Origin of the sequence: Sanguibacter hominis ATCC BAA-789 (assembly GCF_012396185.1) — a bacterium.
In the GTDB taxonomy this organism is placed as follows: Bacteria; Actinomycetota; Actinomycetes; order Actinomycetales; family Cellulomonadaceae; genus Flavimobilis; species Flavimobilis hominis.
Genome location: NZ_JAAXOW010000003.1, coordinates 257,644 through 280,227 on the forward strand (window position 1 = coordinate 257,644; position 22,584 = coordinate 280,227).

Here is a 22,584-nt window from a genome sequence, read left to right on the forward strand (position 1 = left end):
CGCGGCGCGTCAGAGGAAGAGGATGCCGATCGCCGGGAGCGCGACGGCGGCGAGCATGGAGACCGCGACGACGAGCGCGACGCGGCGCTGGTGCCGCTCGCGGGCGGCGGGGCTGGAGTACCTGCGCATCATGGCCCCAGTCTGCCAGGGACCGCGAGGCGAGCGTGCCACGGTCCCCGTCAGCGCGCCGTGCCAGGCCGCCGCCGCGTGGCCACAGCCCCCGGCGGCCCGGAGCGTCAGAGCCGTCCGGCGGACTTGAGCGCCAGGTACAGGTCGGCGAGGGCGGGCGCGAGCGACTCGGGCACCTCGTGCAGGACCTCGGCGCCGTGCCGCCGCAGCACGACGGACGCTGCGGTCCGTTCGAGCTCGGTGCGCTCGACGGCCGCGGCGTCGAACAGCGCGGCCGAGTCGGTGCGGTCCGTGCGCAGCTCCTCGAGCTCCGGGTCCCGCACCGACGCGACGACGACGACGTGATCCTGCGCGAGACGTCCGAGCACCGGCAGGAGCCCTGACTCGACGGGGGCGGGGTCGGTCGTCGTCAGCAGGACGACGAGCGCGCGGTGGGACAGCCGCTGCCGGATCGCGCCGACGAGCGCGGGCCAGTCCGTCTCGAGCAGCTCGGGCTCGACGGGGGCGAGGGCGTCGGCGAGCGCGGGCATGAGGCGCGGTCCCTGCGCGCCCGCCACCCGGGCGCGCACGCGGCGGTCGAACGCCATGACCTCGACGCGGTCGCCCGCGCGGGACGCGAGCGCGGACAGCAGGAGGGTCGCCTCGATGCTCGCGTCGAGGCGCGGCTCGTCCCCGACACGCGCCGCGGACGTGCGGCCGGAGTCGATGATGACCATGACGCGACGGTCCCGCTCGGGCCGCCACGTGCGCACGACGACCTCGCTGCGCCGTGCCGTCGCACGCCAGTCGATCGAGCGGACGTCGTCGCCGATCACGTACTCGCGCAGCGAGTCGAACTCGGTCCCTTCACCGCGCACCTGGACCGCGGCCCGGCCGTCCATCTCGCGCAGCCGCGCGAGGCGCGGCGGCAGGTGACGGCGGGAGCGGAACGGCGGCAGGACGCGCAGCCGTGCGTCGACGGCACGGGTCGACTGGCGCCCGGCGAGCCCGAGCGGGCCGATCGACCGGACGGTGACGCCGGCGGCGTCGCGGTCGCCGCGGCGCGTCGGGACGAGCAGCGTGCGCAGCCGGACCGACTCGCCCGCGGGCAGCCGGAAGGGGTGCACGGGCTCGACGGCGCCTGCCGAGGGCTGCCACGCGTCGCGCAGCCGCCCTCGCGCCGCGCGGCGCGACTCGTTGGTGAGCGTGACCGTGCACGTCGCATGCTCGTCGAGACGCACGGCGTCGGGCACCGCGCGGCGCACCGTGAGGCGCGGCGTCGGCACGGCGAGCAGCGCGTCGAGGACGCAGAGCGCGACGACGGCGAGCAGCCAGGCGACGACGGTCGAACCGTCCGGCCGCAGGACGACGGCGATCGCTCCGAGCGCGGCCAGCGCGACCGCACGGCCCGTCACGACCACGGGGCCTCCCGACGCGAGCGTGCGGCCAGGTGGAGCGAGGTCATCGCGGCACCGGGACGTTCGCGAGGACGGTCGACAGCACCGTCTCGGCGGTCACACCCTCAAGCTCGGCCTCGGGCCGCACCTGGACGCGGTGCCGCAGCGTCGGGTGCGCGAGCGCCTTGACGTCGTCGGGCGTCACGTAGTCGCGGCCCGAGAGCCACGCCCACGCGCGGGACGTCGCGAGCAGCGCCGTCGCACCACGCGGCGAGACGCCGAGCGAGAGCGACGGGGACATGCGCGTCGCGCGGCACAGGTCGACCGCATAGCCGAGCACCTCGGGCGCGACCTGGACGTTCGCGACACGGTCGCGTGCGGCGTCGAGCACGCCACGGTCCGCGACAGCGCTCACGCCTGCGCCCGCGAGGTCGCGCGGGCTGAAGCCGGTCGCGTGGCGGCGCAGCACCTCGATCTCCTGGTCGCGCTCCGGCAGAGGCAGGACGACCTTGAGCAGGAAGCGGTCGAGCTGGGCCTCGGGCAGCGGGTAGGTACCCTCGTATTCGACGGGGTTCTGCGTCGCGATGACGAGGAACGGGTCGGGCAGCGGGCGCGGCGTGCCGTCGACCGAGACCTGACGCTCCTCCATGGCCTCGAGGAGCGACGCCTGGGTCTTCGGAGGCGTGCGGTTGATCTCGTCGGCGAGCATGAGGTTCGTGAAGACGGGGCCCTCACGGAAGGAGAACTCCGCGCTGCGCGCGTCGTAGATGAGCGAGCCGGTCACGTCGCCGGGCATGAGGTCGGGCGTGAACTGGACGCGCGACGTGTCGAGGTCGAGCGAGGCGGACAGCGTCCGCACGAGGAGGGTCTTCGCGACGCCGGGGACCCCTTCGAGGAGGACGTGCCCGCGGCACAGGAGCGCGATGAGGAGGCTCGTGACGGCGGCGTCCTGCCCGACGACGGCCTTCGCGACCTCCGCGCGCACGGCCGCGAGGGCCCCGCGCAGACGGTCGTCCTCGGACGTCACGGCCGGTGCCGCGGGCGCCGGCGGCGCGACGGTAGCCGGAGGTGCCGGGGGAGCCGCGGGCGCCGCGCCCTCGGACGGGTGGTCGGGCGTGGCGGGGAAGGGCTGGTCGGTCACGTGCGGTCAACCTCACTCTCGAGCTGGTCAAGCATCTGGGTCAGTCGGACGAGCGCCGCGTCGTCGGCGGGCGGGGGGCCGTAGAGGAGCTCGCCGACGTCGGCGGCGCGTCGACCGGTGGCCCGGCAGACGGCGTCGACGACCTGCGGCCCGGACGCCGACCTGGGCAGGCCGGTGCGTCGGGCGAGGCGGTCGGCGGTGCCGGCGCGCAGCGCGGCGCCGGCGTGCCCGTGCGCCCGGCCGCGCCGGTAGAGCCGTGCGCGGCCACGCGTCGCCTCGCCTGCGTGCACGACGACGGGCAGGGGTTCCGCGACGACGGGGCCGAGCTGACGCCCGCGCCACACGATCGCGACGCCGAGGACGCCTGCGGCGAGCCACAGGAGCTGGGCCGCGGGGCCGGGCAGGAGGTCGAGGATCGAGACGTCCGCGCCGTCGGCGGTGTCGTCGACCGCGAGCGGCTGGTACCAGACGAGCGACCCGGTCCTGCCGAGGACGCGCAGCGCGAGGGCTGCGTTGCCCTCGTCGATGATCTCGGCGTTCGTGAGGAGGTCGGCGGAGGAGAGGGCGGTCACGCGCGATCCGTCGGGCCGCGTGGCCGAGGCGACGGCGTGGAGCGGCTCGCCCGCGCTCCCCGTGGCACCGGTCGGGAAGCAGAGCGAGGTCGAGGGGTCGCCGGTGAACCCGCGGCCGCCCGCGCGGATGGGCCCGGCGGCTGCCGCGTCGGGGTCGGTGCACCCGGCGTCGAGGACAGTGGCGGGGATCGACTGGTTCGGGCGGGTGATCCGGCCGTCGCTCGCCTCGGAGACGAGGTCGCTCTGCGGGTCCGCGAGCACGAGGTCCGCGCCCGACGCGAGCAGGACCTCGCGTGCCTCGGGCGTCATGAGGTAGTCGTCGAGGACGAGGACGGTCGTGCCGGTGCGCGCGCGCTGCTCCAGGTCGGCGGTCGCGCGGACGTGCGAGACCTCGACGCCCTCGCCTCGCAGCACCGCGGCGAGCGCCATCGCGCCGCCGGGGTCGGGGTTGTCGGGCGCGTACGGGGTCGACGACGTCGAGGGGGTCACGAGGAGGAACACGAGGCTGCCGACGACGAGCGCGCCGACGACGGCGAGCGGCCAGCGCGCACGGGAGAGACGGGCGCGCCACGTCGTGCGTGCGGCCGGGACGGGCGCGGCGTCGTCCGTGGGGAGCCCAGGCGTCATGTCGTGGAGCAGCGGGGCCTCGGCGACGGGCGCGTGCGGGGGCGGGACGGTCATCGCTGAGCCCCCGTTCCGTCCGTGCCGGACGGCGCGCCTGCGAGGACGCTGGCAGGCGGTTCGTCGTGCGCGCGCACCGGGCGTGTCTGCGCGAGGGTCTCGTCGAGCGTGGCGACGCCCGCGTAGCCCGCCTCGTCGACAGCGCGGTGCCCGTAGAGCACCGCGTCGAACAGCCGGGCGGCGGTGAGGATCGACTGCGCGTACGTCGGGAAGAAGACGCCTGCGTCCGCCGCGGCCTCCTCGGCCGTGCGGCTGGGCACCTCCTCGAGGAGCGCGCGCTCCTCGAGGGAGCGGACGACTGCGCGGAACCTCTCGACGGTCGCGAGTGCGAGGTCGCCGCCTGCGACGGCTGCGACGGCGCTCGCGCGGATCTGCGCGGCTGTCCGGGCGTCGTCGCGGCCCAGGACCGCTCCGCCGGTCGTCCGCACCGCACGGCGGCGACGCACCGGCCCGGCGACGACGAGCGCGATCGCGGCGACCACGAGGACGACCGCCATGACGATGATGGCGATCCACGTCCCGCTCAGGTCGCCGCTGAGCGACCCGAGCTCGGAGAGCCTCTCACCGACCCACTCGAGGAGACGTTGCAGGAGGCCCTTGGTCTGGCGGTATGCGGGCTTGCCGAGCTCTTCGACGACCATGCGCCGAGCTGTCTCCCGGTCGGGGTCGACGGGGATGCTCGCGAGCAGGTCCGCCGCGGGGTGCCGCAAGATGCCTGGGACCATCCGTCAGCCGTCCTGGAGCCGCGCGGCGGCCGCGGTGAGCTCGACGTCGAGCCCCTCACGGCGCATCCGCACGTCGATGTAGAGGAGGGAGACGACCGAGGCCAGGAACGAGATCGTGATCGTGTAGACGAGCGCGTAGAGGACGCCCTGCGCGATCGAGAGCGCGAGGATCGACGTGGTCGAGAACATGACGACGGCGAGCCCGAGGGACAGCGGGACCGAGAGCACGCCCGTGACGACCTGGACGATGATGTTGGTGAGGATGTAGAGCCCGAGGAGCCGCCAGAACGCACCGCGGCTCAGGAGCCAGCCGCGCTTGAGGGCGACGACCGGGCCGAGCCTCTCGAGGACGAGGGCCGGTGCGGCGAGCATCGTGCGGACCGTGAACCAGACGAGACCCACGGCTGCGGCGAGCCCGACGAGGATCCCGGTGATGACACCGAGGCCGACGGACACGGTGTCGCCGAGGAGGTAGGCCCCGAAGATGCCCGCGCCGCCCGCCGCGACGATGAGCGTCGAGCCGAGCCCGACGAGCAGCGTCAGGAGGAGCAGCCACCCGAGCCGGGACCTGCAGGCCTTCCACACCTCGGCGACCGTCGCCCGCTGGCCGAGCACCGACCGGCTGACGGAGTAGGTCAGCATGCCCGTGATCATGGGTGTGACGAGGACCATGAGGAGCGCGGACGTGATCTGGAAGAACACCCCGGCCTCGTCCTCCCCGGAGATGAGGATGACGGACGGGTCGGACGCGGAGGAGGTTCCTGCAATGTCCTTGACGATGCCCGGGAGGAACTTGGCGACGGCGAGCTGGACGAGGACGGCGACGACCATCACGGCGCTCATCGCGATTGCGGTGAGGCCGAGCATGACGCGCGGGTTGGAGCGCAGCGCGCCGAACGAGCCGTCGAGGAACTCGCCGACGCGCATGGGCCGCAGCGGGACGATGCCGGGGCGCGCTGCGGTCGTGTGCCCGACGTAGGCGCCCTGCGCGCCCGTGAAGCCGGTCGGCGCCTGCGGCCCGCCGGGCTGCCCGTACTGCGGCTGCCCGTACTGTCCTTGGCCGTACTGGGCCTGCCCGTACTGGGCCTGCCCGTAACCCGGCTGGCCGTACGGGGGCTGCCCGTACGTCGGCTGTCCGGGGGCCGGCTGGCCGTAGGCCGGTGGTGCGGGCGCGGGCGGAGCTCCTGCTGGCGCCGTCTGCCCGTACCGGGGAGCCGGCGGCGCGGGTGGCGGAGGTGGTGCGTACTGCCCGTAGCGCGGAGCCGGCCGCTCGTCGGGCGACGGAGCGTCGTCGCGGTCGTCCGGGCTCGTCATCAGGGCTTCCTTCCCAGGTCCAGGCACGCGCCGCCCCCTGCGGCGCACCAGGCGCCATCGTGCCACGAACGGGCCCTCCGGCGCAGGAATGGTGGCACACTGTCGGCATGAAAGAACGAGTCCTGGTGGTCGATGACGACACCGCGCTTGCGGAGATGATCGGGATCGTCCTGCGCGGCGAAGGATTCGAACCGTCCTTCTGCGCGGACGGCGACTCGGCGCTCGCGGCCTTCCGCTCCGCGAAGCCGGACGTCGTGCTCCTCGACCTGATGCTGCCCGGCAAGGACGGCAACGAGGTCTGTCGGCTGATCCGCGCCGAGTCTGGCGTGCCGATCATCATGCTGACCGCCAAGTCGGACACCGTCGACGTCGTCCTGGGGCTGGAGTCGGGCGCGGACGACTACATCTCGAAGCCGTTCAAGCCCAAGGAGCTCGTCGCGCGCATCCGCGCACGCCTGCGCCGCAACGACGACCCGGAGCCGGAGCGCCTGACGATCGGCGACCTCGAGATCGACGTGACGGGGCACCGGGTGACGCGTGCCGGCAACCCCATCCTGCTGACGCCGCTCGAGTTCGACCTGCTCGTCGCGCTGGCACGCAAGCCCTGGCAGGTGTTCAGCCGCGAGGTCCTGCTCGAGAAGGTGTGGGGCTACCGCCACGCCGCCGACACACGCCTCGTCAACGTCCACGTGCAGCGCCTGCGCTCCAAGATCGAGCACGACCCGGAGAAGCCGGAGATCGTCGTGACGGTGCGCGGCGTCGGCTACAAGGCCGGCGTCTCGGTCTCGTGACCCCGTGAGCACTCCCACGCGCCCGCTCGTCGCGCGCGTCCGGCGCAGAGCGACGCTCGTCGCCGAGGGCGTGCGGCGCGGTGCGCGCCGCTGGCGCACCTCGATGCAGCTCCAGGTCGTCACGACGTCGCTCGTCGTGGGGCTGCTCGCCGTCGGCGCGCTCGGGGCGTACCTGACGACGTCGATCCGCGACGGCGTGTTCGACCAGCGCCTCGAGGAGATCCTCATGGAGAGCGCACGGTCGACCGAGCAGGCGCAGGCACAGTTCGACTCGGCGACCGCGGGCACGGGCACGCAGGTCCAGCAGCTGCTCAACGACATGCTCCCGCGCCTGCGCACGAGCGGCGCCGGCAGTCGTGAGGTGTTCTTGTGGCGCCCGGAGAACAGCACCGCCTCCGCGGCGGTCATCGACCTCACGACCGCGCCCGCCCTCAACGGGCTCGTCAGCCCCCAGATGCGCGCGCAGGCGGTGCGCGGGGAAGGCCAGGTGTGGCAGTCGGTCGCCATCCCCGAGGACCCGGGCGCGGAGGTCTCGGGCGTCGTCCCCGGGATCGTCGTCGGCTCCCTCGTGGAGGTGCCGCTCGCCGGGCCGTTCGAGCTGTACTACGTCTACTCGCTCAAGGGAGAGGCCGAGACCCTCGGGTTCATCCAGCGGATCCTGGGTGCCGGTGGCATCACCCTCGTCGGAATGCTCGGCATCATCACGTGGATCACGACGCGGCAGGTCGTCCAGCCGGTGCGCAACGCGGCGCTCGTCGCCGAGCGCCTCGCCGACGGGCACCTCGACGAGCGGCTCACGGTGCGCGGCCAGGACGAGATGGCGACGCTCGCCCGGTCCTTCAACGAGATGGCCGCGAGCCTGCGCGACCAGATCCGCCAGATGGAACAGCTCTCGGCGCTGCAGCGCAGGTTCGTCTCCGACGTGTCCCACGAGCTGCGCACGCCGCTCACGACGATCCGCATGGCGAGCGAGGTCATCCACTCGTACCGCGAGGGCTTCGACCCGGCCGTGCGTCGCTCGGCGGAGCTGCTCGCGCTCCAGCTCGACCGCTTCGAGGACCTCCTGGCCGACCTCCTGGAGCTCTCGCGGTTCGACGCCGGCGCCGCGACGCTCGACGCCGAGCGGCGCGACCTGCGTGACGTCGTCGACCGCGCGACGGACCAGGCCGTGGCCCTGGCCGAGCGCAAGGGGGTCTTCCTCTCGGCGGAGTACCCGCCGGAGCCCGCGATCGCCGAGTTCGACCCGCGACGGGTCGAGCGCATCGTGCGGAACCTGCTCGTCAACGCGATCGAGCACGCGGAGGACGGTCCCGTCGAGATCACGATCCGCCACGACCGTGAGGCGGTCGCGGTGACGGTCCGGGACTTCGGCGTCGGCATGACGACCGAGGCCGCGTCGCACGTGTTCGACCGCTTCTGGCGCGCCGACCCGGCACGTGCGCGCACGTCCGGCGGTACCGGGCTCGGCCTGGCAATCTCTCTCGAGGACGCGCACCTGCACGCGGGGTGGCTCGAGGCGTGGGGACGGCCGGGCTCGGGTGCGTGCTTCCGCCTGACCCTGCCTGTGCGCGCCGGGATCGTGCTGACGACGTCGCCGCTGCCGCTCGTCCCTGAGACGTCGCGTCCGCGTGCTGGCGGCTCGACGGGACCCACGACGGGGCAGGTGCCGGTCGTCGTGATCGACCGGCACGGCCCGAGCGCTCTGCCGGACCTGGAGGCGCTCACGGCGGACAGCGGGCCCGACCGACCTCAGGAGGTCTCATGAACCGCACGGTCCTGGTCCACGGCGACGGTCGCCGTCGGGCGCCTCGCGCGGTGCCGGCGGTGTCGCTCGCTGCGGTGACCGCGCTCGCCGTCCTCGCGGGGTGCGCCGCGATCCCCACCGAGGGGCCGGTCGCCCAGGGAGACGTCGTGCTCACCGAGAACGACGCGCTGTTCCTCCAGGTCTACGGGCCGGACGCAAACGCGACGCCCGAGCAGATCGTGCGTGGCTTCCTGTCCGCGCAGGCGGCAGGAGTCAACGAGGTGTTCGCGACCGCTCGCGAGTTCCTCACGGAGCGTGCCAGCCAGGAGTGGGACCCCTACGGCCAGGTGACCGTCTACTCGGGCGACCTCGGCCTGACGATGAGCCACGCGCCGTCGGCCGACGGCGACGCGGAGGACGCTGCGCCCGCGACAGAGCAGCCGGCGCCCGACCTCGCGACCGTCGACCAGGTCGTGCTGTCAGGCCCGGCGAACGTCGCGGGTGTCGTCGACGTCGCCGGGCAGTATGTCGAGGCGTCGAAGGACGCCCGGCAGGACGTCTCGTTCGTGCTCACGAAGGACGACGCAGGGCAGTGGCGCATCGACGAGGTTGCCGACGGCGTCCTCGTGTCCCAGCCGAACTTCGCGTCCGTCTACCGCTCGACCCCCGTGTACTTCTTGTCGCAGGACCTCACGACGCTCGTCCCCGAGCTGCGGTGGTTCCCGCAGCGCAACATCGCGACGAACGCGGTGCGGGCGCTGCTCGCGGGGCCGTCCGAGTGGATGCGTGACGCGGTCGTGTCGGGCGCCCCGGCGGGCACCTCGCTCTCGGTCGAGGCCGTCGCGGTGGACTCGGCGGGCACCGCGAGCGTCGACCTGACCGGCCCTGTGCTTGCTGCCGACGAGGACCAGCGTGCGCTGCTCTCTGCCCAGCTCGAGGCGACGCTGCAGCGGATCTCGGGCGTGTCGGACGTCGCGCTGACGGTGGGTGGCGCCGCCCTGACGGTCAAGCCGCACCCTGACCTCGAGCGAGACCCGGCACCCGCGGGGCCTGCGCTCGGTGTCCGTGAGGGGACGGTCGTCTCCCTCGACGGCCGCCAGCTCTCGCCGGTCGTCGGGATGCCGTCGCTCGTGTCGCTCGACCCGACCGCGATCGCGGTGCGCGACGGCGTCGTCGTCGCGAGGCTGGGCCGGGACCGGCTGGCGCGCCTGGCGACGGGGGGCGAGGTGACGGACCTCCTGGCGGAGCCTGGCGTCGTCGCGCCGTCGGTCGACAGGTTCGGCTGGGTGTGGACGGCGTCCGAGCGTGCCGACGGCGGCCTGATCGCGGTCCGGGCGTCGGACGGCATGCGGATGGACGTCGTCGTGGACTGGTTGGCGGGACAGGTCGTGCGTCAGGTGCGGGTGTCCCGGGACGGCGCTCGCGTGGCTGTGCTGTCGGCGGGGCCGGAGGGCACGCAGGTCGAGGTCGCGGGGATCGTGCGCGACCCGGACGGCGGCCCGCAGCGGGTCAACGGGTCCGTCCCGGTCGGTGGGTCGCTCGCGTCGGCGTCGGACGCGGCGTGGGTCGACGAGGTGACCGTCGCGGTGCTCGGTGACCCGTCGGACGGGCAGGCGCCTGGCGTCGCGACGAGCGTCTCGCTGGTCCCTGTGGGAGGCCAGACGGAGAGCTTGCAGCCGGTCGAGTCGGCGGACGGGATCGCAGCAGGGCGGGGGAAGCGCGCGGTGTACGTGCGCACGGGCAGCGGCGACCTCTTCACGCGCTCGACGACGGGGACGAACTGGTCGCTCGTGACGGCCGGGGTCGAGCTGTTCACCTTTCCGGGGTGAGATGACGCCTGGGGGCAGGCCTGCCCACAGCCTCGATGCTTCGCAGCACTGCCTCCGGGGTGCGCGTCGCGCGCCCCGTGCACGGGCCGCGCGCGACACTCTCGCAGGATGCTGCGAGAGGTCGTGCGGCTCGTGCTGCCGCTCGAGTGCGCGGGGTGCGGGCGCCCCGACGTCGTGCTGTGCCCCGCGTGCACGGCGCTCGTCGCCGGGCCCCCTCGGCGTGTCGACGCGGACGCGCCGCGGCTCGACCTCGCAGGACGCGAGGACCGTCTGCCCGTGTGGGCGTTCGCTGACTACTGCGGACCCGTCCGTGAGGCGGTCGTCTCGTGGAAGGACCGCGGGCGCGCCGACCTGGACCCCGTCCTGACCGCCGCCCTGCGCGCCGGCGTCCGCGAGCTCGTGCCGACCGTCCGGCTCGCTGCTGGTCCCGCGACCGAGCTTCTCGTCGTGCCCGTGCCGTCGTCTCCGCTCGCCTCGTTGCGTCGTGGACGCTCGCCCGTCGGCGTCCTCGCCGGTGCCGTCGTCGACGGCTTGCGGTCCGCGGGCGCTCGCGCGCGGCTGTGCACCGCACTCGTCGGCCGTGCGTCGGCCCGGGACCAGGTGGGGCTCGGCCAGCGCGCGCGGCAGCGGAACGTGAGCGGGCGCATCGCCGTGCGGGGCGCTCGCCTGGCGCGCGCTGTCGGTCGCGAGCACCCGACGGCGATCGTGCTGGTCGACGACGTCCTGACGACCGGGGCGACGCTCGCCGCGGCCGACCGTGCCCTCGGTGTGGCGCGCGTCCCGGTGCTCGCTGCGCTCGTCCTCGCGGCCACCCCGGCTCCGGGAGGGACTTTGGTGCTGCCGCTCGGGCCGTGCGCGGGATAGTCTGGCTGCGAGCCAGTTCACCGGTGGTTCGCAGCAGGACGGTTGTGCCCGAGGCCCCGTTCGCTCGGCCACCGACGATCGTGGGGAGGTGATCGACACTCGTGGCCCAGGTGGCCCACCCCCTCTGATTCATGCCGGGCGGCCGGAGCGCCGCCCCACCACCCACGTGGAGGCTCAAAATGGAGATTGCCATCGTCGGACGGCACACTGAGGTGCCCGAGAGGTTCCGGCGTCACGTTGAGGAGAAGCTCGCCAAGGTCTCGCAGCTCGCGCCGAGCGCGCAGCGCATCGATGTCGAGGTCACGCACGAGAACAACCCCCGGCTCTCCGACGTGCGCGAGAGGATCGAGCTCACGGTCCGCGACAAGGGCCCGGTCATCCGGGCCGAGGCGTCTGCTGACGACCGGTTCGCGGCCCTCGACCTCGCCACCACCAAGCTGCTGGAGCGTCTGCGCAGGTCCCGCGACCGTCGCAAGGACCACCGTTCGAACAACCCCATCCCGCCCGTCGACGTGAGGCCGTACGAGCCGGCACCCGAGCCCGAGCCCGAGGCGCGCGGCCCGCTCGCCCCGGGCGAGGAGATCGAGGTACCGCTCGGCGACTCGCCGGTCGTCATCCGGCAGAAGGTGCACGCAGCGAAGCCGATGACGATCGACGACGCGCTCTACGAGATGGAGATGGTCGGTCACGACTTCTTCCTGTTCGTGAACCGCGAGACAGGTCGCCCGTCTGCGGTCTACAACCGCAAGGGCTGGAGCTACGGCGTCCTCGAGCTGGACGTCAGCGCCGAGACCGCGTAACCGACCTACCGGCCTTGCCGGACGCTCGCACAGGACCCCGGCTGCTCACGCGGCCGGGGTCCTGCCGTGCGCTGTCTGCGCCAGACGCGCGGCGCGGTGGCGCGCGGGTGTCGGTGGGTCGCGGTGGAATGGTGCGGTGGCGATCACCCGGGAGACCCTGTCCTTGTCGGAGGCGCGTCGCGTCGCGCTCGCAGCGCAGCGGCTGCACCGGGCTCCCGCGCCGGGCCGGGCTCCGGCCGGCGGCGCCGCGGTCGGCCGCCTCGTCGAGCAGATGGGCGTACTGCAGATCGACTCGGTGAACGTCCTCGCACGCGCGCACCTCATGCCGGTCTACTCGCGTCTCGGCCCGTACCCGACGACGGCGCTCGACCGGGCCGCGAGCCGCAGGCCCCGGCGCCTCGTCGAGGCGTGGGCGCACCAGGCGTCTTACATCCCGGTGCAGACATACCCGCTCCTCGCGTGGCGGCGTCGCGAGTTCGAGCGCGAGGCGTGGGGGAGCATCGCGTCGGTCGCGTCCGCGCACCCGCAGACGCTGCAGCGTGTCATCGAGATCGTCGCTGCGGACGGTCCGGTGACGGCGACGCAGGTGCAGGCGGAGATCGAGCACGAGCACCCGCGCGGCAAGGCCGAGGACTGGGGCTGGAACTGGTCCGCAGCGAAGATGTGCCTCGAGCACCTGTTCTTCGTCGGCCGCGTCGCGGTCGCGGAGCGCAACGCGTCGTTCGAGCGGCGCTACGACCTCACCGAGCGGGTCCTGCCCCCCGAGGTGCTCGCGTCGCCGGACGTGTCGGAGCCCGAGGCCGTCCGGGCGCTCCTCGAGATCGGGGCGCGTGCCCACGGGGTCGGGACGCTGCGCTGCTTCCAGGACTACTTCCGGCTGCGCGGGCCTGCAGTGCGCACGGCGCTCGACGAGCTCGTCGAGGAGGGTGCGCTGCGTCCTGTGCGGGTGCGGGGCTGGGACCGGCCGACATATCTGCACCGCGACGCCCAGCTGCCGCGCAGCGCGACAGCGGTGACGTTCCTGAGCCCGTTCGACCCGCTCGTGTTCGAGCGGCGCCGTCTCCAGGAGCTCTTCGGCGTCGACTACCGGATCGAGATCTACACGCCCGCGCGCAAGCGGGTCTACGGCTACTACGTGCTCCCGCTGCTCGTCGGTGAGGCGATCGTCGCGCGGCTCGATCTCAAGGCCGACCGTGCGGCGGGTCGGCTCGTCGTCCGGTCGGCTGCCCAGGAGCCCGGTGTGACGGGCGACGTCGTCGCGGCGGCACGCGGGGAGCTTGCCCGGCTCGCGGGCTGGCTCGGGCTCGGGACGGTCGTCGTCGAGCAGGACGCGCGGGGCGAGCTCGCGGGGCGGCTGGTCGGCGGCGCGAGCGGGGTGGAGGCAGTCGTGCGGGCGTGAGGCCGGCGCCTGCTGCGCACGTGCAGGGTCTGGTGCGGTCCTGAGGTGGACCGTGATGTGACTCGGCGCACCCTGGCGCGCATAGGATGGTGGAGTATGTCGCCTGGGCACGAGGCTCGGGGCGGCCAGTGACCCAGACGATCAGGAGTGACGCGTGGCTGCGATCCTCGAGAAGGTCCTTCGCTTCGGCGAGGGGCGCATCCTCAAGAAGCTGTCGAATGTGGCGAAGCAGGTGAACGCCCTCGAGGAGAGCTTCCGGGAGTTCAGCGACGAGGAGCTGCGCGAGGAGACGGCACGCTTCAAGGCGCGCCTCGCTGACGGCGAGACGCTCGACGACCTCCTGCCCGAGGCGTTCGCTGCGGTCCGTGAGGCGTCCCGCCGCACGCTCGGGCAGCGGCACTTCGACGTCCAGCTCATGGGTGGGGCGGCGCTCCACCTCGGCAACATCGCTGAGATGAAGACCGGTGAGGGCAAGACGCTCGTCGCCACGCTCCCGGCGTACCTGAACGCGCTGTCGGGCAAGGGTGTCCACGTCGTCACGGTCAACGACTACCTTGCGCAGTACCAGAGCGAGCTCATGGGGCGTGTCTTCCGGTTCCTCGGCCTGACGACGGGCTGCATCCTGTCGTCGATGACGCCTGCGGAGCGCCGGGAGCAGTACGCCGCTGACATCACGTACGGCACGAACAACGAGTTCGGCTTCGACTACCTGCGCGACAACATGGCGTGGTCGACCGACGAGCTCGTGCAGCGCGGACACAACTTCGCGATCGTCGACGAGGTCGACTCGATCCTCATCGACGAGGCGCGCACACCGCTCATCATCTCCGGCCCCTCCTCGGGTGACGCGAACAAGTGGTACAACGAGTTCGCGAAGATCGCCCGTCGCCTGAACGCGGGCGAGGACTACGAGGTCGACGAGAAGAAGCGCACGGTCGGCGTCCTCGAGCCGGGCATCGCCAAGGTCGAGGACCACCTCGGGATCGACAACCTGTACGAGTCGCTCAACACCCCGCTGATCGGGTTCCTCAACAACGCGATCAAGGCGAAGGAGCTGTTCAAGCGCGACAAGGACTACGTGGTGCTCAAGGGCGAGGTCCTCATCGTCGACGAGCACACCGGGCGCATCCTGCCGGGCCGTCGCTACAACGAGGGCATGCACCAGGCGATCGAGGCGAAGGAGGGCGTGGCCATCAGGGCCGAGAACCAGACGCTCGCCACGGTCACGCTGCAGAACTACTTCCGCCTGTACGGCAAGCTCTCGGGCATGACCGGCACCGCCGACACCGAGGCGGCCGAGTTCCAGGGCACGTACAAGCTCGGCGTGGTGCCGATCCCGACGAACCGACCGATGCAGCGCATCGACCAGTCGGACCTCGTCTACAAGACGGAGGCCGGCAAGTTCAGCCAGGTCGTCGCCGACATCGTCGAGCGTCACGCGAAGGGCCAGCCGGTCCTCGTCGGGACGACGAGCGTCGAGAAGTCGGAGCTGCTGTCCGGCCTGCTCAAGAAGCAGGGCGTCCCGCACGAGGTTCTCAACGCGAAGCAGCACGAGCGTGAGGCGCGTGTCGTCGCGATGGCTGGCCGCAAGGGAGCGGTCACGGTCGCGACGAACATGGCTGGTCGAGGCACCGACATCATGCTCGGTGGCAACGCCGAGTTCCTCGCGGTCGACGAGATGGAGAAGCGCGGGCTCGACCCGGCGGAGAACGTGGAGGAGTACGAGGCCGCCTGGCCCGAGGTGCTCGAGGCTGCCCAGAAGGCGGTCGAGGCGGAGCACAACGAGGTCGTCGGCCTCGGAGGTCTGTACGTCCTCGGCACCGAGCGTCACGAGTCTCGCCGCATCGACAACCAGCTGCGCGGCCGTTCCGGCCGTCAGGGTGACCCGGGCGAGTCCCGGTTCTACCTGTCGATGGAGGACGACCTGATGCGCCTCTTCAGCTCGGGCCTGGCCGAGCAGATGATGACGCGCGCGGGCTTCCCTGATGACATGCCGCTCGAGTCGAAGATGGTCAGCCGCGCGATCGCGTCGGCGCAGGGCCAGGTCGAGGCGCGCAACTTCGAGATCCGCAAGAACGTCCTCAAGTACGACGACGTGCTGTCCCGCCAGCGTGAGGTCATCTACGACGAGCGTCGTCGTGTGCTCGAGGGCGAGGACCTGGGCGACCAGATCCAGCACTTCATCGATGACGTCGTGACCGGGTACGTCGACGCTGCGACTGCCTCGGGCACGAACGACGAGTGGGACCTCGAGACGCTCTGGACCGCGCTGCGCGGGGTCTTCCCGATCTCGATCACGGTCGACGAGGTTCTCGGGGAGGTGGGCGGCAAGCACATGCTGACGCGTGACCGCCTGCTCGAGGAGGTCCTCTCCGACGCTCACGTCGCGTACACGAAGCGCGAGGAGATGCTCGGCGCGGAGAACATGCGTCAGCTCGAGCGTCGCGTCGTCCTGTCGGTCCTCGACCGCAAGTGGCGTGAGCACCTCTACGAGATGGACTACCTCAAGGAGGGCATCGGCCTGCGCGCGATGGCGCAGCGTGACCCGCTCATCGAGTACCAGCGCGAGGGTTTCCAGCTGTTCGCGGCGATGACCGACGGGATCAAGGAGGAGTCGGTCGGCTTCCTCTTCAACCTCGAGGTCAAGGTCGCGGACGAGTCTGACGACGAGGTCGAGCTCGAGATCGACGTCGAGGGCGCGGTCGAGGGTGCCGGCGAGGACGTCGACGTCGAGGAGGCGCCGCGCAAGAAGGCTCCGAAGCTTGTCGCGAAGGGTCTGGACGGTCCCGAGCGTCGCGTGCCGCTGCAGTACAGCGCGCCGTCGGTCGACGGCGACTCGGCTGTCGCCGAGGAGGCGAGCGGTTCGGCGTCCGGGAACCGTGAGGAGCGTCGTCGCGCGGCTCGCGAGGCCAAGAAGAAGCGCTGACCCGCCAGGCATGACATGACGGCGGCCGCCGTACCGGGATCGGTACGGCGGCCGCCGTCGTCGTGGCGGGTTGCGTCAGCCGAGGACGAACGCGACGACGCGCCACGCGCCGCGGTGGTGCTCGAGACGCAGCGCAGCCGCGCGGATGCGGTCGAGGTCCTCGATGACGACGGTCGCCTCGACGGCCCGGTCCGAGACGCGGTGCACGCGTGCTCTACGGATCCGGGCGGGACGGGTCGAACGTGGGCCGGCGGCGAGGGTGAGGCGGCTGCGCGTCAGCAGCGCCTCGTAGACCTCGGGCGCGAGCCACTGCACGAGCTGCGAGACGGGACGGACGCCGCGCAGGGACTCGACGGCTGCCTGGGTGATCGAGCAGCACAGTGCGGTGGGGTCTGTCGGGGCCGCATCTCGTCCGGGTACGGGGACGCCGGGCCGGCGTGCGTCCGCACGTGAGGGTGCGATCGCGGTGAGCGTCGAGGCGACGCGGTACGTCGTGCGGCTCGGCACCACCGCGCCGGAGCGTGCGGAGGAGGCTGACGGGCTGCGGTCTGCTGGACCGCTCGCCCGTACTGCCACCCGCGCTGCCTTGGTACCAGCGCCGGGCGCCTGCGGTGCGTTCCGGGTGAGGTGGCTCGTGCGGTCGCGGTGCGGACGGGTCGCCGGTGCGGTGCGCGGGTGGGTTGTGGTCGTGACGGTCATCGTGACTCCTCTGTCAGCCGCGCGCGGCGTCGGTCGTGGTGGGGGTGGTCTTCGTGGGCTGGTGGGTCGGCACGGTGAGGATCTCGCCCGGCCGGATGAGGTGCGGATCGTCGCCGATGAGGTCGCGGTTGGCGTCGTGCCAGCGGGGCCACTCGTGGGCGATCCGCGCGTTGGTCGCTGCCGACCCGAGCGACCGTGCCGCCAGCGCCCAGAGCGTGTCTCCCGACCGCACGGTGACGGTCTCGCGGCCGGGGCTCGTCGTGGCTCGCGTCGACGGCTTCCTCTGGCCTGCGACCGGTGCGTCCTTGCGCGCCTGGCTGCCCTCGGAGCGCGCCCGTTCATGAGGAGACGTCGCGTCCTGGGCCGCTGTGACCGACGCGCGAGAGGTCGAGGGAGACGAGGTCGACGCACGGGAGCGGGGCGCGCTCGGCGTCGAGCTGCGTTGTGGCGCCGGGGACGGCACCGTGACCTCGGCTCGTTGCGTGCCTGTCGTCCTGGGGCCCGCAGCGTCGGGCGTCGCGGACGGGAGATGGGCCTCGCGGGACGTGTCTGCAGGGCCGGTGGGTGCGGTGCTGCTGACCTGCCAGCCGACGTCGGCGACCGGCACCGGCTCGGAGGCGTGGGCGGGCAGGGCGCCGACGGCGATGGTCGCCCCGAGCGCGGCGGCGACGAAACGCCGCGCGACCGCTGGTGCGATGCGCAGCGCCGTCCGTTCGAGGGTGTCCCGTCGCCGTCCCGCCCGCGCGGCGACGACGCAGGTGAGCGTGAGGGCGAGCCACGCCGTCGTCCATGCTGCGGCACAGGTGCCCGCCGCGAGCACGCCCGCGCCGACCGCGGCGTCGATCCGTTGCGTCGCGTCCTGCGCGAGCGGGAGGCAGGCCGCGCCGAGCGTGACGGCTGTCGCGAGGCTGAGCACCGTCAGGAGGGCGAGCACGGGGGCGCACGACCTGCCCGTGGCGTGCCTGGCGGCGGCTCGATGGTCTTCGGCGGGGCCGAGCGCGGCTCGGCCCATGCATGGTGCGGGCAAATGACCCTCCTTGGGCCGCGTCGGTCTCACTCGATGCGGTTTGACGGGATTTGATGTGGCTACATCACACCTGACGATCCGCACGCTGTCCACCGGAACGGGCTGATGGGGACAAGTCGCGCCGGGGAGCCGGCGCGCTAGGGTGTCGACGTGCGCTGGACCCGACTGTTCGCTGACCTCGACGCCCGCATGGACAACGCAGCAGCGCAAGAGCGGGCAGACACCGTCGCCGAGCTCGTCCGGGCGGAGGAGGCCGGCGTCGCTCTCGTCGACCGGCTCAGGGCAGGCTCAGGGGCGAGCATCGTGATCCGCACCCACGACGGCGCGTCCGTCACGGGGGTGGTCGCCCAGGTCGCGGACCAGTGGGTGCTCCTCGAGACTGCAGCCGGCGCGAGCACGCGTGACGTCGTCGTGCCGACGTCGGCCGTCGAGACGGTCGGCGGGCTGGGACGCCGGTCGACGGCGCCCCGCGAGGACATCGCCTCTAGGCTCACGTTTGCGCACGCGATGCGCCGGCTCGCGCGGGACCGCGTCGTCGTCGAGGTGCGCACCCGCAGCGGCAGCTGCGTCGGCCGGGTCGACAGGGTGGGCTCCGACCACCTCGACGTGGTCCCCGCCTATGGCTGGGGAGAGCGCGGAGCGCGCGAGACGCACGGCACGACGGTGCCGTTCAGCGCGATCGCCTCGGTCGCCGAGTCGGTCTAGGACGCCTGAGCGCCCCGACGGTCAGGCGCGGGACTTGTCGCGGGCCTGTCGGGCCTCGGCGTACTTCCGCTCGATGAACTTCTCGAGCTCGTCGACCTCGACGCGCCACTGGTTGCGTCCGCCGATCTGGATCGCCGGGAGCTCGCCCGAGCGCACGAGCGCGTACGCCTGGTCGGACTTGATGGCCAGCTGCTCGGCCACGTCGGCGAGAGTCATGAATCGCGGGCTCATGGCCCCATCAAACCACGCTGGCGTGCACGGACATGGATCTCCACAGGTAGGACGCTCGACGCGCGCGAACGCGCGATCCGCGCCAGGATGTCCGCCGGGGGCGACCGGCACGGGGTCCGCGTCGCACACGAGAGGCAAGGAGCAGGGGAGATGACAGGGGTGCTCACAGGGACCAGGGAGCCGCTGCCCGCACCGGCCGCGCCGCGGCTGCGCCGACCGGGATGGCGCGACCCGAGGCTCGTGCTGGGGGTCGTGCTCGTCGCCGCGTCCGTCGGGCTCGGCATCGCGGTCGTCGACGGCGCCCGGACCACGGTGACGGTCCAGGCCGCGGCACGAGAGCTCACCCCCGGCACGACGCTCGTCGCGGGCGACGTGCAGCTCGTCGAGGTCGCAGCCGACGAGAGGGCATCGCTCTACGTCGGTGCCGACGCGCTCGAGGAAGGGACGGTCGTGCTGCGCGGCGTGGGTGCGGGCGAGCTGATCCCGAGGTCTGCGCTCGGAGACGCCGCAGCCGTCGGGGTCCGCCCCGTGGCTGTTCCCGCCGGCCCGCACCTGTCGGCCGCCGTCGTCGCGGGCAGCTGGGTCGACCTGTGGCACGTGCCCGAGCAGACCGACGGCGCCGGCGCGCCCGCACCTCTCGTCACGGGGGTCGAGGTCGCCGAGGTGGATCGCGGCGGTTCTTCCCTCTCAGTCGCGCAAGGCGCAGTCGTGCACGTCCTGGTCCCGGCGGGTGACCTGCCGACGGTGCTTGCCGCTCTCGCCGGACCTGGCCAGGTCACGCCGGTCGCTGTGCCGGGCGCCGCCCGATGAGACCGGGCGAACCGTGCGAGGTGATCGGGGCCGTCCTCGGTCCGAGCGAGACCGCGGTCGCGGAGGCGCTCTCCGCACGTCGCGGCCCCGCGCGGCTCGTCCGTCGCTGCGGTGACCTCGCAGAGCTTCTCGCCGTCGCCGAGGCCGGGTTCGGTCACGTCGCGCTCGTGAGCGTGGACCGGCACGCCCAGGACCGCCTCGACCTCGAGACCGTCGCGCGGCTGCACGCCGACGGCCTCGTCGTCCTCGCCGTGCTCGACGGCGCCTCGCCGGACGAGGAGGACGCCGCACGCGCGCTCGGTGTCGACGGCGTCGTCCGCCCGCCCTTCGACGCCGAGGCGCTCACCGCTCTCGTCCTCGCGGCGCAGGCGGCCGGACCGGGCGGCGTCTCGGCCGGACGCGGCGGCCGGGATGACGAGGGCCCGGACCCGGCGGGCGTTGCCGAGCCCGGAGCGTCCGGAGCCGTCCCGGACGTGCCTCCGCCCCCTCGGGACGGCGTGCTCGTCGCCGTCTGGGGACCTCCGGGAGCGCCAGGGCGGACGACGCTCGCCGTCAACCTCGCGGCCGAGCTCGCGCGGCCGCCCGCGGTCCGTGCCCGCGGTGCGCGGGAGGTCGCCGTCCCGGGGGTGCTGCTGATCGATGCGGACACGCACGCCCCGGCCGTCGCGCAGCACCTCGCTCTGCTCGACGAGTCGTCCGGGCTCGTGCTGGCCGCCCGGGCCGCGACCCAGGGCCGCCTCACGGCGCACGCTCTCGCCACGCTCGCTCCCGTCGTCCTGCCGCGACTCCGGGTCCTCACGGGGATCGGACGCGCCGCTCGATGGGGCGAGGTGCCGGCGTCGACCCTGCCGACCATCTGGGCGGCCGCACGGCAGGTCGCGGACGTCGTCGTCGTGGACTGCGCAGCGTCGCTCGAGCAGGACGAGACGCTCGTCTACGACACCCGTGCGCCCCAGCGCAACGCCGCGACCCTCGCCGCGCTCGCGGCCGCTGACGTCGTGGTCGTCGTCGCGGGCTGCGACCCGGTCGCGGTGCAACGGCTGGTCGTCGCGCTCGACGACCTCCGTGAGGCGGGCGTCGCTGAGCGCGCCCGTCGCGTCGTCGTGCTCAACCGCGCCCGAGGGACGGTCGCGGGTGGTCGCCCGGCTGCTGTCCTCCGCGACGCTCTCGAGCGCTTCGCGGGCACGACGCCCGACGTGATCGTTCCTGAGGACGGTGCGTCCGTCGACGCTGCGCTCCTCGCGGGACGTGTCCTCGCGGAGGAAGCACCGGGCTCGGCCGCACGCAGAGCTGTCGTCGAGCTCGCCGGCACCCTCGGGCTGACCCCTGCAGCGGCGGACGAGGTGCGCGCCACCGTCGAGCCCGCAGCGAGCTCGGGCCGGGCAGGGCGCCCGGGCTGGCTCGCGCGCCTGCGTGGCAGCCGGACCGGCGAGCGTGCCGCGGCGCGCGCGGGTGCGGTGGTTGACTGAGCCCATGCGGATCTACCTCCCGGCGACGCTCGACGAGCTCACCGCCCTCGCCGAGTCGACCAGGCGCCCCGCCTCGCTCGATCTTGAGCCGCGCGGCGCGCACGCCGTGACGGCCGCGCTCGCGGCCGCCCTTCCCGACGAGGACGAGGAAGGGCTCGAGTACTCGGCGCACCTCGCTGCTGCCGACGACACGCTCGCGCTCATCGCGGCCTCGCCGACCGCCGACCGCCGTCGGCTCGTGCTGACGGTCGAGGTCCCCGACGACGCGGTCGTGGCCGCGGCAGGGGACGCGACCGTCATCTCGCCCTCGGCCGTCGACATCGTGGTGCCCGTCCCGGGCGCGGTCGTCGTGTGCGGTCACATCGACGAGACCGACGCCGTGGCTGACGTCGAGGCGACCCTCGCAGGCGACGACGCCGCCGTCGAGCGGCTCGTCGAGCGCGACCTGCTCTGGTACGACGCGAGCGAGCTGCCGGGCCTCGTCGCGCGCGGCTGACGCGCCGAGACCCTCGGTCAGCTGCGCCGGCTCACGGCCGGTGGAGGTAGCTGCGGACCTCGTCGTGCAGCAGACCGTTCGACGCGATCGCATCGCCCCCGAACGGCCCGTCCTCACCCGCGAGCGACGTGAACCGCCCACCGGCCTCCGTCACGATCGGGACGAGCGCCGCCATGTCGTGCAGCGCGAGCTCCGGCTCGGCGGCCGCGTCGACCGCACCCTCGGCGACGAGCATGTACGACCAGAAGTCGCCGTAGGCGCGCGTGCGCCAGACCGTGTCGGACAGCTCCAGCAGGCCGGGGAGCGCACCGCGCTCGTCCCAGCCTGTCAGGCTCGAGTACGAGAACGACGCGTCCGCGAGGTCGCGGACTCCGGACACGCGGATCCGCGTCGCGCTACTCAGGCTCCGGCCGGTCCACGCGCCCGTCCCGCGCGCCGCCCACCAGCGGCGCCCGAGCGCCGGGGCACTCACGAGCCCGACGACCGGGACGCCGTCGTGCAGGAGCGCGATGAGCGTCGCCCAGACGGGGACGCCGCGCACGAAGTTCTTCGTCCCGTCGATCGGGTCGACGACCCACTGCCGGGCCCCGTGGCCCGTCGCCCCGGACTCCTCGCCGAGGAACGCGTCGCGGCCGCGCGCGCGGGCGAGCTGTCCCCGGATCTGCTCCTCCGCGGCGCGGTCCGCGTCGGAGACGGGAGTGTGGTCCGGCTTCGTCTCGACGTGCAGGTCGAGCGCCTTGAAGCGCGACATCGTCAGCGAGTCGACCTGGTCGGCCATGACGTGCGCGAGGCGGAGGTCGTCGTCGTAGGACTCCTGGAGGGTCATGGCCTCCACGCTAGCGTCCGCGCCGTCCGT

At 73.3% G+C, this 22,584-nt stretch carries 21 protein-coding genes; 11 read left to right on the forward strand and 10 right to left on the reverse strand.

What is annotated here, in order from left to right; all coding sequences use genetic code 11:
- Positions 1-9: 9 nt before the first annotated feature.
- From HF995_RS13930 to HF995_RS10850, 6 genes are all read right to left on the reverse strand, one after another.
- Positions 10-132, reverse strand: coding sequence for a hypothetical protein (locus HF995_RS13930; RefSeq protein ID WP_286189531.1), 123 nt, complete (start codon positions 130-132; stop codon positions 10-12).
- A 104-nt stretch (positions 133-236) separates the two neighbouring features.
- The gene (locus HF995_RS10830) at positions 237-1,529 is read right to left on the reverse strand and encodes a DUF58 domain-containing protein (protein ID WP_168447810.1); all 1,293 of its coding nucleotides are present in this window, start codon (positions 1,527-1,529) and stop codon (positions 237-239) included.
- Between the two features lie 40 nt (positions 1,530-1,569).
- Entirely contained in the window at positions 1,570-2,646 is a 1,077-nt protein-coding gene (locus tag HF995_RS10835) for an AAA family ATPase (protein ID WP_168447811.1), read from the reverse strand.
- The gene (locus HF995_RS10840; RefSeq protein ID WP_168447812.1) at positions 2,643-3,899 is read right to left on the reverse strand and encodes a DUF4350 domain-containing protein; all 1,257 of its coding nucleotides are present in this window, start codon (positions 3,897-3,899) and stop codon (positions 2,643-2,645) included. Before HF995_RS10840 ends, HF995_RS10835 begins: the two co-directional genes overlap by 4 nt.
- Positions 3,896-4,624: a DUF4129 domain-containing protein gene (locus tag HF995_RS10845; protein ID WP_168447813.1), complete on the reverse strand. Its 729-nt coding sequence runs from the start codon at positions 4,622-4,624 to the stop codon at positions 3,896-3,898. The genes HF995_RS10840 and HF995_RS10845 overlap by 4 nt, the downstream gene beginning before the upstream one ends.
- A 3-nt stretch (positions 4,625-4,627) precedes the next feature.
- Positions 4,628-5,938: a DUF7847 domain-containing protein gene (locus HF995_RS10850; RefSeq protein ID WP_168447630.1), complete on the reverse strand. Its 1,311-nt coding sequence runs from the start codon at positions 5,936-5,938 to the stop codon at positions 4,628-4,630.
- Positions 5,939-6,045: 107 nt separating this feature from the next.
- On the opposite strand from HF995_RS10850, the gene mtrA reads away from it, so the two are divergent.
- The 7 genes from mtrA to secA all read left to right on the forward strand — a co-directional run bounded on the left by mtrA (position 6,046) and on the right by secA (position 16,291).
- The gene (gene mtrA / locus HF995_RS10855; protein WP_168447814.1) at positions 6,046-6,729 is read left to right on the forward strand and encodes an MtrAB system response regulator MtrA; all 684 of its coding nucleotides are present in this window, start codon (positions 6,046-6,048) and stop codon (positions 6,727-6,729) included.
- Positions 6,730-6,733: 4 nt separating this feature from the next.
- On the forward strand, positions 6,734-8,494 hold the full coding sequence (gene mtrB / locus HF995_RS10860) for an MtrAB system histidine kinase MtrB (RefSeq protein WP_350308851.1): 1,761 nt from the start codon (positions 6,734-6,736) through the stop codon (positions 8,492-8,494).
- Positions 8,491-10,302 (forward strand): LpqB family beta-propeller domain-containing protein, encoded by a 1,812-nt coding sequence (locus HF995_RS10865; protein ID WP_168447815.1) that lies wholly within the window; start codon positions 8,491-8,493, stop codon positions 10,300-10,302. Before mtrB ends, HF995_RS10865 begins: the two co-directional genes overlap by 4 nt.
- Positions 10,303-10,410: 108 nt before the next feature.
- Positions 10,411-11,166 carry a ComF family protein gene (locus HF995_RS10870; protein WP_168447816.1) on the forward strand — a complete coding sequence of 252 codons (756 nt, stop codon included), beginning with the start codon at positions 10,411-10,413 and terminating at the stop codon, positions 11,164-11,166.
- A 179-nt stretch (positions 11,167-11,345) separates the two neighbouring features.
- Positions 11,346-11,966 (forward strand): ribosome hibernation-promoting factor, HPF/YfiA family, encoded by a 621-nt coding sequence (gene hpf, locus HF995_RS10875; RefSeq protein WP_168447817.1) that lies wholly within the window; start codon positions 11,346-11,348, stop codon positions 11,964-11,966.
- 136 nt (positions 11,967-12,102) lie between these two features.
- On the forward strand, positions 12,103-13,365 hold the full coding sequence (locus tag HF995_RS10880; protein WP_168447818.1) for a winged helix-turn-helix domain-containing protein: 1,263 nt from the start codon (positions 12,103-12,105) through the stop codon (positions 13,363-13,365).
- 154 nt (positions 13,366-13,519) lie between these two features.
- Positions 13,520-16,291: a preprotein translocase subunit SecA gene (gene secA, locus HF995_RS10885; RefSeq protein WP_168447819.1), complete on the forward strand. Its 2,772-nt coding sequence runs from the start codon at positions 13,520-13,522 to the stop codon at positions 16,289-16,291.
- A 75-nt stretch (positions 16,292-16,366) separates the two neighbouring features.
- Here the strand turns inward: secA and HF995_RS10890 are convergent, their stop codons facing one another.
- Together HF995_RS10890 and HF995_RS10895 are read right to left on the reverse strand one after the other, a co-directional pair.
- Positions 16,367-16,990, reverse strand: coding sequence for an Rv3235 family protein (locus HF995_RS10890; RefSeq protein WP_168447820.1), 624 nt, complete (start codon positions 16,988-16,990; stop codon positions 16,367-16,369).
- A 13-nt stretch (positions 16,991-17,003) separates the two neighbouring features.
- Entirely contained in the window at positions 17,004-17,924 is a 921-nt protein-coding gene (locus HF995_RS10895; protein ID WP_350308852.1) for a LysM peptidoglycan-binding domain-containing protein, read from the reverse strand.
- Positions 17,925-18,167: 243 nt separating this feature from the next.
- On the opposite strand from HF995_RS10895, the gene HF995_RS10900 reads away from it, so the two are divergent.
- Complete coding sequence (locus HF995_RS10900; protein WP_168447821.1) at positions 18,168-18,722, forward strand: hypothetical protein; 555 nt, start codon at positions 18,168-18,170, stop codon at positions 18,720-18,722.
- A gap of 21 nt (positions 18,723-18,743) precedes the next feature.
- On the opposite strand, the gene HF995_RS10905 is transcribed toward HF995_RS10900, so the two are convergent.
- Entirely contained in the window at positions 18,744-18,953 is a 210-nt protein-coding gene (locus HF995_RS10905; protein WP_168447822.1) for a helix-turn-helix domain-containing protein, read from the reverse strand.
- A gap of 150 nt (positions 18,954-19,103) precedes the next feature.
- On the opposite strand from HF995_RS10905, the gene HF995_RS10910 reads away from it, so the two are divergent.
- Genes HF995_RS10910 through HF995_RS10920 form a run of 3 tightly spaced genes read left to right on the forward strand, consistent with a single transcriptional unit; the run spans position 19,104 to position 21,728 of the window.
- Positions 19,104-19,763, forward strand: a complete 660-nt coding sequence (locus HF995_RS10910; protein WP_168447823.1) for a CpaB family protein — start codon at positions 19,104-19,106, stop codon at positions 19,761-19,763.
- Positions 19,764-19,783: 20 nt separating this feature from the next.
- Positions 19,784-21,232, forward strand: coding sequence for a CpaE/TadZ family protein (locus HF995_RS10915; RefSeq protein ID WP_210727396.1), 1,449 nt, complete (start codon positions 19,784-19,786; stop codon positions 21,230-21,232).
- A gap of 4 nt (positions 21,233-21,236) precedes the next feature.
- On the forward strand, positions 21,237-21,728 hold the full coding sequence (locus tag HF995_RS10920) for a DUF6912 family protein (RefSeq protein ID WP_168447824.1): 492 nt from the start codon (positions 21,237-21,239) through the stop codon (positions 21,726-21,728).
- A gap of 31 nt (positions 21,729-21,759) precedes the next feature.
- Here the strand turns inward: HF995_RS10920 and HF995_RS10925 are convergent, their stop codons facing one another.
- Positions 21,760-22,554, reverse strand: a complete 795-nt coding sequence (locus HF995_RS10925; RefSeq protein ID WP_168447825.1) for an inositol monophosphatase family protein — start codon at positions 22,552-22,554, stop codon at positions 21,760-21,762.
- Positions 22,555-22,584: the final 30 nt, after the last annotated feature.